Source organism: Pseudoxanthomonas suwonensis J47 (assembly GCF_000513955.1).
In the GTDB taxonomy this organism is placed as follows: Bacteria; Pseudomonadota; Gammaproteobacteria; order Xanthomonadales; family Xanthomonadaceae; genus Pseudoxanthomonas; species Pseudoxanthomonas suwonensis_C.
On record NZ_KI911330.1, the window covers coordinates 16,948 to 30,549 of the forward strand.

At 72.0% G+C, this 13,602-nt stretch carries 10 protein-coding genes; 5 read left to right on the forward strand and 5 right to left on the reverse strand.

Features of this window, described 5'->3' with window-relative positions; translation table 11 throughout:
* Positions 1–354 precede the first annotated feature (354 nt).
* Positions 355–648: a hypothetical protein gene (locus tag M503_RS0113180; RefSeq protein WP_028919776.1), complete on the reverse strand. Its 294-nt coding sequence runs from the start codon at positions 646–648 to the stop codon at positions 355–357.
* A 168-nt stretch (positions 649–816) separates the two neighbouring features.
* On the opposite strand from M503_RS0113180, the gene M503_RS0113185 reads away from it, so the two are divergent.
* On the forward strand, positions 817–1,266 hold the full coding sequence (locus tag M503_RS0113185) for a universal stress protein (RefSeq protein ID WP_028919777.1): 450 nt from the start codon (positions 817–819) through the stop codon (positions 1,264–1,266).
* Between the two features lie 98 nt (positions 1,267–1,364).
* Entirely contained in the window at positions 1,365–1,898 is a 534-nt protein-coding gene (locus M503_RS0113190; RefSeq protein WP_028919778.1) for a nucleoside 2-deoxyribosyltransferase, read from the forward strand.
* A gap of 60 nt (positions 1,899–1,958) precedes the next feature.
* Here M503_RS0113190 and M503_RS16905 read toward each other — a convergent pair whose 3' ends face one another.
* A complete protein-coding gene (locus M503_RS16905) occupies positions 1,959–2,612 on the reverse strand; it encodes a YkvA family protein (protein WP_155952073.1) in 654 nt (217 codons plus the stop codon).
* 141 nt (positions 2,613–2,753) lie between these two features.
* Here M503_RS16905 and M503_RS0113200 point away from each other — a divergent pair, with 141 nt between their 5' ends.
* Both M503_RS0113200 and M503_RS0113205 read left to right on the forward strand, forming a co-directional pair.
* Entirely contained in the window at positions 2,754–5,066 is a 2,313-nt protein-coding gene (locus M503_RS0113200; RefSeq protein ID WP_028919779.1) for a tetratricopeptide repeat protein, read from the forward strand.
* Entirely contained in the window at positions 5,063–5,290 is a 228-nt protein-coding gene (locus M503_RS0113205) for a hypothetical protein (RefSeq protein ID WP_024870284.1), read from the forward strand. The genes M503_RS0113200 and M503_RS0113205 overlap by 4 nt, the downstream gene beginning before the upstream one ends.
* A 220-nt stretch (positions 5,291–5,510) precedes the next feature.
* On the opposite strand, the gene M503_RS0113210 is transcribed toward M503_RS0113205, so the two are convergent.
* Entirely contained in the window at positions 5,511–6,347 is an 837-nt protein-coding gene (locus M503_RS0113210) for a class I SAM-dependent methyltransferase (RefSeq protein WP_028928309.1), read from the reverse strand.
* Positions 6,348–6,426: 79 nt separating this feature from the next.
* Positions 6,427–7,941 (reverse strand): hypothetical protein, encoded by a 1,515-nt coding sequence (locus M503_RS0113215; protein WP_028919781.1) that lies wholly within the window; start codon positions 7,939–7,941, stop codon positions 6,427–6,429.
* A gap of 336 nt (positions 7,942–8,277) precedes the next feature.
* Between M503_RS0113215 and M503_RS0113220 the strand changes: the two genes are divergently transcribed.
* Entirely contained in the window at positions 8,278–10,962 is a 2,685-nt protein-coding gene (locus M503_RS0113220; RefSeq protein ID WP_081721051.1) for a bifunctional diguanylate cyclase/phosphodiesterase, read from the forward strand.
* 78 nt (positions 10,963–11,040) lie between these two features.
* On the opposite strand, the gene M503_RS16520 is transcribed toward M503_RS0113220, so the two are convergent.
* Entirely contained in the window at positions 11,041–13,527 is a 2,487-nt protein-coding gene (locus M503_RS16520) for a glycoside hydrolase family 9 protein (RefSeq protein ID WP_037061455.1), read from the reverse strand.
* Positions 13,528–13,602: the final 75 nt, after the last annotated feature.

Sequence of the window (13,602 nt, forward strand, 5' to 3'; positions counted from 1 at the left end):
GCCGGCCGGTTCGCGACCGGGGCTGCTTTCTTTTTGGTTACTTTGATCAGCCATTCGGCTGCTGAGAAGCGCTTCTTCGCAGAAGCAAAGAAAAAGTGACTCGCCCAAGCCGCGAAGCGGCTGGCGAAAGCTTTTGCTCCTGGGCCTTCGCAGGAGGCTTGCTCTGGCTTTGGTCGCCCAGCCGGCCCAATCCCCCGGGTGCGCTCCGCTTACCCGGGCTACGAACTACGAATGCGCACCCTCAGTGCGTCGCCCCCGTCATCCTGAACACCCACACCAGCGCCCCACCCAGCAGGAAGATCCCCAGGATGATCGCGCCCATGATCCGCAGCGGGCGGCGCGCGTTGCGGTTGGTCACTTGCGTTCTCCGGCCGGCGGATCCGGATCCTCCGGCCCGGTGGTGGTGCCGCTGCGCGCGCAGGGTTCGCCCTCCGTCTCGCCGGGGATCAGTCCCGCCGAGGCGAGCATACAGTTGAGGCGGCCGTTGGCGTAGGCCTCGTGCTCGGCCGGGAGGTTGCGGGTGAGGCTCTCGGCCTCGGCCGAGAACGCGCGCAGCACGTCTTCGCCCTCCGGGTGCCGGGCGATCAGTTCGGGCAGGCGCTTTTCCAGGCGCGCCAGTTCGGCATCGATGTCGGCTCGGCTGTTCATGCCTCGATGGTCCACCGGTGGCCGTCATGGCGACGTGTGCGACGAGGCCGTATTCATACGCCGGCGCATTGCGACTTTCGTCGGCAGGCGCCGCCACTTGATCCCGATCAATGCCCGCCGCCGGCCGCCCCGGAACAATCGTCTCCACCCCGCAGGCGGAGCACTGACATGTACAAGCATCTGCTGGTTCCCACCGACGGTTCGAAGCTGTCCGACCACGCCATCGACCAGGCGCTCGAGTTCGCCAGGGCCACCGGCGCACGCGTGACCCTGTTCACCGTGGTTGAGCCCTTCCATGTCATCGCCTACGCCCCCGAACAGGTGGCCGAAACCCGCGACGCGTACGACAGGCACGCGCGCGAGGAAGCGGCACGCCGCCTCGCCGCCGCCGGCGCGAAGGCCGAAGCGGCCGGCGTGGCCTACGACACCGCGTCCACCGTGGCCGAGGATCCGCACGAGGCGATCATCAGCGCCGCCAGGCAGGCCGGCTGCGACCTGATCGCGATGGCCTCGCACGGCCGCCGCGGCGTCAAGGCGCTGGTGCTCGGCAGCGTGACCGCCAAGGTGCTGACCCACTCCGACATCCCCGTGCTGGTCTACCGGCACTTCGAGGACTGACTCTCCAGGGGCACGGCGGCGCGTCGTCCGGCACCTCCCCTTCGGTGGGGACGACGCGTCGCCATGCACTTGCAACGGCTGTATCGTCGCCGGCAGGCATGATCCGTTCCCTCTACCTGGCCGGTCCGGACGTGTTCCGCCCCGATGCGCGCGAGCGCGGCGCGGAACTGAAGGCGCTGTGCGCGCGCCACGGCTTCGAAGGCCTGTTCCCGCTGGACCAGGACGTGCCGGGGCACGTCACCGATCCGGTCGAGCAGGCGAAGTGGATCTACCGCGCCAACATCGGCCTGATCGAACGCGCCGACGCGGTCCTGGCCAACCTCGACTTCTTCCGCGGACCCGAGCCTGACAGCGGCACCTGCTTCGAGGTCGGCTACGCGGTGGCGCGCGGCAAGCCGGTGTTCGGCTACATCCCCGACGGCGGCACCTTCGCCGCGCGCATCCGCCGGCGCCATCCGCACGCGATCGGTCCCGACGGCGTGCTCGACGTGCACGGCTGGAGCATCGAGGAGTTCGGCCTGCCGCTGAACCTGATGCTGGCCGTGCCGGCGCCGCTGGTGGTCGGCGACGCCGGCATGGCGCTGGCCCAGCTGGAGCGCTACCGCGAGCGCATGGCGGCTTCGCCGGGCTGAAAAAAAACCGCCCCCGGAGGGGCGGTATCGAAGGTTGCCCGGACGTGGGGCCGGCGCGCTTCAGTGGATCCGGAACATGGGCGCCGGCGCCGGCACGTAGCTGGACTCGCGGACGCGGCGGCGGTGCGCATTCAGGGCGGCCTCGGCCTTGCGGGCCGCTTCCCACGCGGCGCGGTCGAACGGCAGCTCGGCCGGGTCGCAGCCGCGCAGGTTCGCCTCCAGCGTGCGCAGGCGCAGGAAATCGCGGTAGCAGGTCACCTCCTGGCGCAGGGTCGGCCAGGCGGTGTCGACCACGATGGCGTCGTCCAGGCGGCCGAGCTGCGGGATCCAGTCCGGGATCAGGTCGTGGTCGTCGCGGGCGTAGCCGGCGACCAGGCGGGCGCACTCGGTGACCCCGGCGGCGACCGTCCAGGCCTGGTCGGCGACCATGCCGGCGACCGTTTCCATCCAGGAAATCCGTTCAGCGATGCATCCGGGAGCGGGCTCGTCCGTACCGGAGGACAGCTGGCGGGCGGCCGTGGCCAGCTGGTCGAAGACCAGCGGGCGGCTCCGGCCCAGGCGGGCCAACAGCTGGTTGAAGCGTTCCAGGTCGGCGCTGGCCGGGCGGAAGTGGCCGATGGCCTTGCGGCGGTGCGGCAGGGCGAAGGCCGGGGGGGCGTCCAGGACGGAAGGCAGCGGCTGGACCAGGTGGCGGGTAGTCATCACAGCGTTCATCGATCGTCTCCAGAGGGGGTGTGGCGCGGCAGTTGCCGGCGCAGGGCCAGCTTCCCCGGGCCGCAGAAACGGGTCATGAGGGCGCTGCGAGCCTTCCATGCGTATTCGCCGAAGCCGTGAGGCAACCATGAGGAAGTGGTGATGAAGCCCGAAGACCGGCCCCCGGGCGCCGGTACGGCGGCCACGCGCTACCGCTTCGACGGCATCGTGGTCGACGTCGCCGCGCACACGGTGCTGCGCGACGGCCAGGCCGTGGCGCTGGAGCCGAAGGCCTTCGCCGTGCTGGTGGCGCTGCTGCGCCGCCCGGGCGAACTGCTGGGCCGGGACGAGCTGCTGGACCAGGTCTGGGGCCACCGCCACGTCACCCCCGGGGTGCTGACCCGCGCCATCGCCCAGCTGCGCGCCGCCCTCGGTGACGACCCGCAGCAGCCGCGCTACATCCTGACCCGGCACGCGCTGGGCTACTGCTTCATCGGCGTGCTGGAGCCGGAGGCGGCGCCCGCGGCGGCTGAATACGTGGAAGCGGACCTGGAGCCCGAACCGCCATCTCCCGCAGCCCCGGCTATGGTCACCGACGCGGGTGCGCAGGACGGGACGGCGGCGCCCCCAACCCCGCCTTCGCCGCCGGCCCCGGCGCCCGCACAGGCACAGGCCCAGGCCCAGGATCCGGTCGTCATCGTCGCCGCTCCCCCCGTCGCATCCGCAGACGCGCCCCGGCTGCCGGACCGTTCCCGCCCCGGCTGGGTCTGGGGCCTGCTCGTCGCCCTCGTGTTCGGCGCGGTCGCCTGGTTCTGGCGCAGCCAGGACCGGCCGCCGGCCGTGCACGAGGCCTCGATCGCGGTGCTGCCGTTCACCACGCTCAGCGACGACCGCGACGACCGCTATTTCGCCGAAGGCCTGTCGGTGGAACTGCTCAACGCGCTGTCCGGCGTGCACGGCCTGACCGTGGCGGCGTGGCGGCCACCGGAGGCGATCGACCGCAGCCAGGACGTGCGCGGCCTGGGCCAGCTGCTGGGCGTGGCCACCGTGCTTGACGCCAGCGTGCGCCGCGACGGCCAGCGCCTGCGCATCAGCGCCCGCCTGTCCGACACGCGCAGCGGCTACACGCTGTGGTCGCGCAACTACGACGGCGACGCCGACACCATCTTCGATACCCAGACCGACATCGCCAACGCGGTGGTCGACGCCCTGCTGGACGTGCTGCCGGAGGAACGCGAGAGCCTGCGGCGGCGGCTGGCCCCGACCCGCGACGCGGCCGCCTTCGGCGCCTACCTGGTCGGCCTCAAGCAGCTGGTGAACCCGCGCGGCGAGGACGCCCGCGGCCAGGCCGAAGCGCAGTTCCGCAAGGCGCTGGAAGCCGATGCCGGCTTCGCCCTCGCGCAGGCCAAGCTGTGCCGGATGGAGACCTGGAACTTCGAGTCCAACCACAATCCCGATGCCTTCGAATCGGCGCGCCTGGCCTGCCTGCGGGCGATGAACATGGACGGCTCGCTGGGCGAGGTGAAGCTGGCGCTGGGCGACCTGGCGCGCGCGCAGGGCGAGGCGGAGAAGGCGTTGAAGTACTACGACGCGCTGCTCGACGACCCGGCGCTGCGCTGGCAGGCGCTGGTCGGCCGCGCCCAGGTCCACGTCGACCTGGGCCGCGAGGACGAGGCCATGCACGACTTCCGCCAGGCGCTGCTGGCCAGCCCCGGCAACGCCCAGGTGCACGCCGAGCTGGGCTACCAGCAGTACCGCCTCGGCCACTATCCGCAGGCGATCGCCTCCTACCGCACCGCGGTATCGCTGCGCCCGGACGACGCCTGGTACTGGAGCATCTACGGCGGCCTGCTGCTGAGCGCCGGCGACGACAATGCCGCCGAAACGGCGCTGCGCCGTTCGCTGGAGCTGGAGCCGAACGAGCCGGCGCTGAGCAACCTCGGCACGCTGCGCTTCCAGAAGGGCGACTACGCCGGCGCCGCGGAACTGTACCGGCGCGCCAGCGAGCTCAATCCCGGCGATTTCTTCTACGTCGGCTTCATCGGCGACGCGCTGGACGCCGATCCGGCGACCGCGGCGCAGGCCCGCGGGCTGTACGCGCAGGCCGCCGCCCTGGCGCAGCGCTACGTCGACGCCAGGGCCGATGACGCCAAGGCGCTGGCCGTGCTGGGCTGGTACCGCGCGCAGCTGGGCGAACGCGAAGCCGCGCTGCGCCTGGGCCAGCAGGCCCGCGCGCTGGGCCACGAGCCGGGCGAGGTCGCCATCTACAACGCGCTGTCGCTGACCGTGCTCGGCCTGCATGAGGACGCCTTGCGCGCGCTGCAGGACGCGCGCAGGGCCGGCATTCCCGAATCGCGCATCGCCACCCAGCCCGTGTTCCGGCGGACGGGCCTGGTGGCGCCGCGTGACCCCGCCGCGCACCCGCCGGCGGCCCTACCCGCAGCCGCGGGACCACCACCAGGAGAACCATCATGACCATCACCACCACCGGGGAACAGCGCATTTCCATCGCCCTGGGCGAGGGCGTCTACCTCGACGTCGACGTGGACATCAACGGCTTCGCGCTGAGCGGCCCGGTCGTGCCCAAGCCCAAGCCGAAGACGACGGCCAGGCTGATCGTGGACATCAACGACGCCTGCGACGAGTGCGCCACGCCGATGCCGGTCGAGATCAAGGTCGCCGTCGCCCATCGAAGGTGAGCGCGGCCTTCCAGCGCGGCGGCGCGGAGGGCCCATGGCATCCGCCAGCACGAGGGGGCGGCCGGTGCGAGGCAGTGTCGCCCGGCGTGCCCGCGCGCGCGCCTTGTAGAGCGGGGCTTGCCCCGCTGCTCTGCCTCCAGAACCACGAGGCCAACCGCGCAAGCAGCGGGGCAAGCCCCGCTCTACAGGACGCGGAAGGGTGGCGGGATGGAGCGGGGTATCAGCGGCGCGTGGCCAGCACCCCGTCCAGCGCCAGTTCCGCCTTGAAGCCGGCTTTCTCCAGGCGGCGCGCGACCTCGCGCGGCACATCGCGGCCGCTGGTCAGGCGGTTGGGCGCGCCGGTGTAGTGGAACAGGCGGCCGCCACGGCGCAGCACGCGCGCCAGCTGGTCGTAGAACGCCTGCGAGTACAGCTCGCCGGCGATGCCGAAGCGCGGCGGATCGTGCAGCAGCGCGTCATACGCGGCATCGGGCAGGGTGGCGATCGCCTGCGACACATCGCCGTGGCGCAGCTGCAGGCGGCCGCCACTGGCCTCGGGATCCGGCGACCACGGGTTGATGTCGCGCAGCCACAGCACGCTTTCGTTCTTCTCGAACGAATCGATCCGGGCCACGCCGGCGTCGAGGCAGCAGGCGGCGAAATAACCGAGGCCGCCGCAGGTATCGAGCACCACCTTGCCACGCGGCTGCACCAGCGCGACCTTGCGCCGCGCGTCGTCCAGCGGCGATTCCTTCGAGGTCGGCAGCATCTTGATGCCGTCGATCTCGAAGGTCGGCACGTTCCATTCGCTCGGCACCAGCTTGATCAGCGAGCCGGCGTAGCGCGAGACCGGCGCCCAGTCGTCGCCGTCGAACCAGTAGATGGTGCGGTCCCTGGGCGTTTCCGGATACGGCCAGTCGGCGCCGTTCCACTGCCAGCGCTCCGCGCCGAGCCGTGCCTCGCCCTCGCGGCGGCCCAGGTCCAGCGAACCGCGCCACGCCGTATCGCCGCGCTGGCGGGCTTGCAGCAGGGCGGTGGCGGTGTCGCGGGTAAGCAGGGGGCCGGTGTAGCGGGGCACGAGGTCGATGATGCGCGGCGAAGGGCGGGCATCGTACCCGAGCCACGGCGTCGGCGTGGCCCGGTGCATCGCGTGCCCGTCAGATACCGGTGCTCCGGTAGAGCCCGTAACGCTCGACGCGGCCCACGCGGCTGGCGGCTTCCAGCACTTCGGGCAGCGTCAGCAGCGCATCCCAGCGTGCCTCGACCTCGACCGCGCCGGGCAGCGGCGCGACCTTGCGGTACTGCTGGAGCAGTTCCAGCGCCTTGTCGCGGCGGTCGTCGGAGGCCAGCATTTCCAGCAGGCCGTCGCGCGCTTCGTCCATGCGGTCCTCGCGGACCAGTGCCCGCACCCACATCTCCGGGCCGTCGTTGCGGTGTTCCCGGAGGTAGTCCAGGGCCACGCGGGCGCCGTCGCGGTCGCCCTGCAGCCAGGCGGCGCAATGCTGGATGCCGGCCTGGACCATGCGCCCGTAGTCGCTCATGTGGTCGGCCGCGGCGATGGCATCGATGGCTGCGGCGGCGTTGCCCAGCCCGCAGTGGAAGTCGCCCAGGTTCAGTGCGTGGCTGATGTCGGGCGGGTCCACGCCCTGGTAGCCGGCCGCCCGGACGAACTGTGCCAGCGCCTCGTCGATCCGCCCCAGCCGGCGCAGGGCGATGCCGCGCAGGTTGATGATCCACGGCAGTTCGTCCATGTAATCGAACGGCTCCGGGCCGGGCATGGCCCGCGGCGCGAGGACCGCGTCGGCCAGGCGCAGCATCTCAGCGTTCTCGCCCCCGGCCAGCAGCGCGTAGCCCAGCGCCACCCGCAGCCCGAGGTCGCGTGGCCGCGCATCCGCCAGCCCGCGCAGCGTCGCGATCCGCGCAGCGTTGGCGCGGGCGACGTCGAAGCGGGGATCGTCGCGGTCGACCAGCGCATCGAAGCGCGCATCGCTGCGCAGCGCGACCAGTACGTCCGGCGAGCGCATCCGCTGCAGCGTGGCGCGCGTGGCCGCTTCGTCCCCGCGGCGCAGGTGCAGCAGCGCAAGCTCGCGCCACAGTTCATCGGCGCCGCGGCCGTTCCAGTCCCAGCCGGAATCGAACAGGGCCTGCAGCAGCTCGAGCCGGACGGGTGCGTCCTTGTCCAGTCCATAGACCAGCTGCCCGAAGAGCGGCGCGTCCAATTCCCCGAAGTCCGCCTCCGTGCCGTCCAGCAGCGCCGGCCAGCGCCGGGCGAAGGAGGCCAGGTGGCCGGCGGCTTCTTCCAGCATGCCCATGTCGGCCTCCAGCAGGAGCAGCCAGTACCAGTCCTCCGCGTGTCCGGGGGCCGCGTCCACCGCCTGCAGGTAGTACCCGCGCGCGGTCGCCATGTCTTCCAGGGTGATCGCCAGCGCGCCGGCCAGGGAAAGCGCTGCGCGGCGTTCGTCCGGCGCGGCGGAGGCGAACTGCGGCTGGGCCATCGCCTCCGCAAGCAGGCGCGAGGCCTCGGCGTACTCGGCCTGTTCGACGAGGATCCATACGCTGCGCATCTGCAGCGCGAACTGCGAAGGCCCGTGGTGCTGGCTCTCCTGCGTGGCCGGCGCATCGCCAGCGGCGGAAGCCGGCCCCGGCGCGATACCCGCCAGGGCCAGCCCCATGACCCATCCCCATCCTGCCCGCATGCCGCATCCTCCCCGGGTGCAGCGGCCATTAGAGCCCCGCGCCAATGCCCTTGCAACGCGACCGCTTTCCTTGCGTGGCTGCGTTCGCATTCCACGGAACCGATGCGGTGCCGGCCCGCGACTTTCGTCGCACGGCCGCCGGTCCCGGGCCTCCATCGGGCGGCGCATGGCACGGATGACAGCCAAAACAGGCTCCGGGGCAGGTAGGATTACCGGGCCGCCGCCGCTGCAGCGAGGCTGCAGGGCGACGACAAGGGGGGCGCCGCCGCCACTGCAGGCCGCGCCATCGGGCAGGCAGGATCGAGGAAGTCCATGCCAGTGCCACACAACAAGCGGTCGATGCCCGGCGCGCGTGCCAGCGATGGCCCGCGCTCGCTGTTGGCCTCGCGCTCGTGGGCGCTGGTGCTGCTGGTGATCGGCCTGCTGGTCACCGCCGAGCTGGCCCGCCGCGAGTGGCGCCAGGCGCGCACCGCCGCCGATTCGCTGCACCGCTCGCTGGCAGATGCCGCGCCGGCCCGGGCGATCGAGCCGCTGCAGTCGACCGCGCACATCCTGCGCGCGATGCAGACCGTGTTCCTGTCCAACGACCGCCTGGACCAGGACCTGTTCCTGCAGTACCAGGAGAACCTGCGCGCGGACGAGCAGGTGCCCGGCTTCGTCACCATCGCCTACGCCGACCGCCAGGCCGACGCGGCCGCGCGCGGCCGCGCGGTGTACCGCTACGCCTACGTGGCGCCGCTGGCCGGCAACGAGAGGCTGCGCGGCATCGACATCGGCACCCAGCCGCTGAACCTGGCCGCGTTGTACCGCGCCCGCGACACCGACGCGCCGGCGATGTCGGCGCCGTTCCCGCTGCTGCAGTTCGAGGACGCGTCGGAGGCGCAGGCCATGGGCGTCACCCTGCGCCTGCCGGTGTACTCGCGCGGGCCGCGTCCGGACAGCGTGGACGCGCGCCGCGCCCGCGAGCTCGGCGCGCTGGCGGTGAGCGTGCGCCTGGAGCCGCTGCTGCAGCACGCGCTCCGCGGCCGCATCCTCGACTACATGCACCTGCATATCCGCGACGTCGACGCGGCACCGGGGCAGTCGACCGTGTTCGCCACCGGCGAGCCGCCGGCGGATGCGCCGGTGGAGCTGCGCGAAGTGTCCTTCGGCGGCCGCACCTGGGAAATGCGCCTGTGGCCACGCAGCTCGGCCATGTCCAGCGGGCGCACCGTGCTGGTGGCCGTGGCCGGCACCGTGATCAGCGTGCTGCTGGCATTGCTGGCGCTGTCGGTGTCGAACACGCAGCGGCGCGCGCTGGAGCTGGGCAGGCGCATGTCGGCGCGCTTCAGCGAGAGCGAGGCGCGCTTCCGCGTGCTCAACGAACTGCTGCCGGCGCTGGTGCTGCTGGCCGACGGCGAGGGCCGCATCGTCTACGCCAACCAGGCCGCGCGCGAGCACCTGGGGGCGATCGTCGACGCGCCGCTGGTATCCCTGTTCGCCGACCCGCTGCTGGTCGGGCAGGCGATGGCCGAGGCCGGCAGCGGCGGCAGCTGGGCCAGCCAGGAGGCGCTGGTGGTACGCGCCGACGGCGGGATGTTCTGGGCCAGCGCGTCGCTGGCGCGGGTCGAGGTCGACGGCAAGGCGCACCTGCTGATGGTCGCCACCGACACCAGCGAGCAGCGCCGGCTGACCGAGCGCCTGCGCTACCAGGCCGCGCACGACGGCCTCACCGACCTGTGCAACCGCCGCGAGTTCGAGCGGCGCCTGCAGCTGGCCCTGGACTCGCGCGTCGGGCACATGGCGACGATGCCGTTCGTCCTGCTGTACATCGACCTGGACCAGTTCAAGGTCATCAACGACGTCTCCGGGCACATGGCCGGCGACCAGCTGCTGGTGCAGCTGGCCCACGCGATGCGCCGGCAGCTGCGGCCGGGCGACCTGCTGGCGCGGCTGGGCGGCGACGAGTTCGGCCTGATCGCCTTCGACGTCGACGCCAGCGAGGCGCAGGCCCTGGCCGAGGAGCTGCGCCGCTGCGTGGAGGGCGTGACCTTCGTCTGGCAGGGCCGCACCTACACGGTCAGCGCCAGCATCGGCATGGTCATGATCGACCGCGAGGGCTGCACGCTGAAGGACCTGCTGGCCTGGGCCGACGCGGCCTGCTACCTGGCCAAGGAGGCCGGCCGCAACCGCGTGTGCTGGTACCGCGAGGACGAGGACACCAGCCGCCGCCACAGCGAGATGGAATGGGTCAACCGCCTGCGCTGGGCGCTGGAGCAGGACCGCCTGCTGCTGGACTACCAGGAGGTGCTGCCGCTGTCGCCGGACGGCACCGCGCCGGTGCACCTGGAAGTGCTGCTGCGCCTGCGCGAGGAGGACGGCGGCGTGGTCATGCCCGGCGCCTTCCTGCCGGCGGCCGAGCGTTACGGGCTGATGCCGGCGGTGGACCGCTGGGTGATCCGCACCGCGCTGGCCAACTTCAAGCGCCTGCATCCGAGCGGCGGCGACCTGAGCACCTGCGCGATCAACCTGTCCGGCGCCAGCATCGAGGACGAGGGCCTGGCCGATTTCATCCTCGACACCATCGCCGAGCACGGCGTGCCTGCCGAATGCCTGTGCTTCGAGATCACCGAGACGGTGGCGGTGCGCAACCTGCAGAAGGTGGTGCCGGTGATCGAGCGGCTGCGCGCGGTCGGCTGCCGCATCGCCCTGGACGACTTCGGCGCCGGCATGTCCTCGTTCTGCTACCTGAAGAACCTGCCGGTGGACGTGATCAAGATCGACGGCAGCTTCGTCCGCGACCTGGGCAGCGACCCGATGAGCCGCGCGATCGTCAACGCGGTGGCGCAGATCGGCCACCAGCGCGGCCTGGTGGTCGTGGCCGAGTGGGTGGACGGCGAGCACACCCTGTCGGTGCTGCGCGACCTCGGCGTGGATTACGGCCAGGGCTTCTTCCTGCACCGCCCGCAGCGGGTGGTGTTCCAGCGCCCAGAGGACGCGGACCGCCGGGTGGCCTGAGCGCGCGCGCCAGGCGTCGCGTCAGCGGCTGCCGGGTGCGCAAGGAGGCGGTGCCGGCCGGGCACCGCCTCGAGCGGCTCAGTCCTTCGCCGCCGCGCCCTGCGCCTGCAGCAGGTCCTGCGCCGCATGCACCAGGAACAGGTAGCGCGCGGCCAGGTCGATCACGTACTCGTTCTCGCCCCACAGGAACGGCCAGTCTTCCTTGTTCTCCGGGAAGTCGGGCTTGAGCACCAGCACGCCCGGGACCACGCCGCCGGCGATGAAGCTGAAGTCGGCGCGGTTGTTGCCGTAGGCGACCTGCTTGGACTGCGCGCCCACCGCCGAGACGAACGACAGGTTGGTGTCCGGGTGGGTGCCGTAGAGGTAGTTCAGCGCCTGCAGCGTCTGCTCCATGTCGAACAGGTCGGGATAGGTCTTGTGCAGCCAGTAGTTGCTGGTGGCCATGCCGACCACGGCGCTGTTGCCGGCCCAGCCGCCGCGGGTGATCGGCACGCCGTACGGGTTCTCGGCCAGCATCGGCGCCACTTCCTGCTTCAGCCGGACCGCACGCTCGCGGAACTTCGCCCGGAACGCCTCGTCCATCCGTGGCAGCACGCGCACGACCGACGCGGCGTTGAAGCCGAAGCGCGCGTCGATCGCCGGCCACAGCGCGGCGATGGCCTCGGCGTACTTCGCATCGCCGGTGGCCAGCAGCAGCTGCACCGCCGCGCGCAGCTGCTCGTCCTGCGGGTCGCCGCCGGTGGTGTTGCCGACGCGGAACAGGTTGGGCTCGCGGCCCTGCTCGAACTCCCAGACCTTCTTCGCGGTCGCCAGGCTTTCCCCGGCCAGCGCGTCGTTGTAGCCGCGCAGGGCGCGGCTGGCCGCGGCCAGGCCGGCGGCCGAGCCGTAGTTGAGCGCGGTGGTGGCGGTGGTGAAGGCGAGGCGGTCGTCGCGCGGCGAATCCGGATCGTTGGGGTCGTCGACCTTGCCGTCGGTCTTGGTTACCGCGTCGCCCAGGTGGGTGTACTGGCCCAGGTCCGGTTCGACGATGCCGGGGATGGCGTGGCCGAACACGCGGTGCTGGGCGATCAGCATCAGCGTGCCGTGCTCGATCTGCTGCAGCAGGTCCGGCACGCCGTCGGGCTGGTGGATTTCCACGTGGCCGCGCTTCTGGTCGACCGTGGTCTCGTCGCGCAGCGGCTTCGCCAGCTCCCAGGTGTCGACCAGGGCCATCACCGTCGAGTAGTGGGTCTGGGTGCGCAGGTCGAAGTCGCCGGCGTCGAACCAGCCGCCGATCGCCAGGCCGGGGATGTGCTCGCCGGGCTGGAACGGCGAATCCAGCTCCGGACCCTGGCCGTACAGGTCGAAGTGCTCCTTGCCCGGTTCGACCTGGCGCGCATCGTCCATGTGCGAACGGCCATGCCAGACGCGGTAGGCCTCGTTCACCGAGACGTGGTCCATCTGCACCGGGAAGAACACGTCCAGGGTCGGGTGCCAGGCGGTGGCGTAGGCGTCCTCGGCGATGCGGAAGGTGGCGGTGCGCTGGCCATCGGCCTCGATCCGGTACAGGCCCGGTGCGCGCACGCCGGAGAAGTCGAAGGTCCAGTAGTCGTAGCGCAGGTACTGGCCCCAGCGCTCCGGCGTGGCAGCGGCGACCTCGCGGCTGCTGCCGTCCGCATCCACGCGCAGCAGGCGCGCGCGGGTCGGCGCCGGCGCGTTGCGGTCGCGTTCGAGCACGGCGACCTTGCGCTGCGCCGGGTGGTAGCCGACCTGCGAGTGGCCGATCACCGTCGGCCGGGTCCAGCCCGGGACGGTGCTGGCCGACAGCGTCCACTCCAGCACCGGGCCGGACCTGCCTGCCGGCAGCAGCGAGCGCACCACGTACCAGCCGTTCTGCGCCTGGTTGCGGCCGTCGTACAGGCCCAGCTCGGCACCGGGCGATTCGATGCGCACCCGGCGCTGCGGGTCTTCCGGGGCCAGGGTCAGCGCGTGGCCGCGGGCCAGCGGCAGGCGCAGGGTCGAGCCGTCGGCGGCGCGGCCGCTGGGCCCGGCCGGATACAGCGGCAACTGGCCGCTGGCGCCGTCCAGCAGCCAGGCCTTGCCGAAGTAGGCCGAGGGCAGGAACTCCAAGTTGAAGCCGGCCTTGCCTTCCAGCGCGGCCGGCAGCGGCCGGTCGAGCAGCACCTGCACGCGCAGGCCTTCGCCCTGCGGGACCAGGCGCACCGTGTACTCGAAGTCGTGCATGTCGTAGCGCATGCGCGCGCTGACCGTGCCGCTGGCCGCGTCGACGCTGCGCTCGACCAGGGTCGCCACCGGATCCCACTGCTCGGGCGTGGGCGACAGGCGCACGTCGCCATTGGTGGCGGTGCGCACGCCGTGGTGGATGAACTCCACGCCGGCGATCTTCGAATCGCTGAAGTTGCCGTCGTAGGTGTTGTTGAACGCCAGCACGTCCAGGCCGCGGGTACTGAAGTAGCCGGCTTCGTTGAGGCGCGGGCCGGTGGCGGTGGCCATGCCGGCCAGCGGCAGCAGCGCGAACAGGAGGGCGGAAGCGGCGCGACGGGAAGGACGGAGCGGGCGGTTCATCGAGGGTCCCCTGGGGCGGAGTGTTAACGCTAACATCGCCCGCCGCCGCGGCCCCGTTGCGGCGCAGCAGTACGG

Bases quoted from the DNA above. Each gene is read 5' to 3' on its own strand.
- M503_RS16905 (WP_155952073.1), bottom strand. From the start codon at position 2,612: ATGAACGCTGTGATGACTACCCGCCACCTGGTCCAGCCGCTGCCTTCC.
- M503_RS0113190 (WP_028919778.1), top strand. From the start codon at position 1,365: ATGATCCGTTCCCTCTACCTGGCCGGTCCGGACGTGTTCCGCCCCGAT.
- M503_RS0113220 (WP_081721051.1), top strand. From the start codon at position 8,278: ATGCCAGTGCCACACAACAAGCGGTCGATGCCCGGCGCGCGTGCCAGC.
- M503_RS0113180 (WP_028919776.1), bottom strand. From the start codon at position 648: ATGAACAGCCGAGCCGACATCGATGCCGAACTGGCGCGCCTGGAAAAG.
- M503_RS0113200 (WP_028919779.1), top strand. From the start codon at position 2,754: ATGAAGCCCGAAGACCGGCCCCCGGGCGCCGGTACGGCGGCCACGCGC.
- M503_RS0113185 (WP_028919777.1), top strand. From the start codon at position 817: ATGTACAAGCATCTGCTGGTTCCCACCGACGGTTCGAAGCTGTCCGAC.
- M503_RS16520 (WP_037061455.1), bottom strand. From the start codon at position 13,527: ATGAACCGCCCGCTCCGTCCTTCCCGTCGCGCCGCTTCCGCCCTCCTG.
- M503_RS0113205 (WP_024870284.1), top strand. From the start codon at position 5,063: ATGACCATCACCACCACCGGGGAACAGCGCATTTCCATCGCCCTGGGC.
- M503_RS0113215 (WP_028919781.1), bottom strand. From the start codon at position 7,941: ATGGGGCTGGCCCTGGCGGGTATCGCGCCGGGGCCGGCTTCCGCCGCT.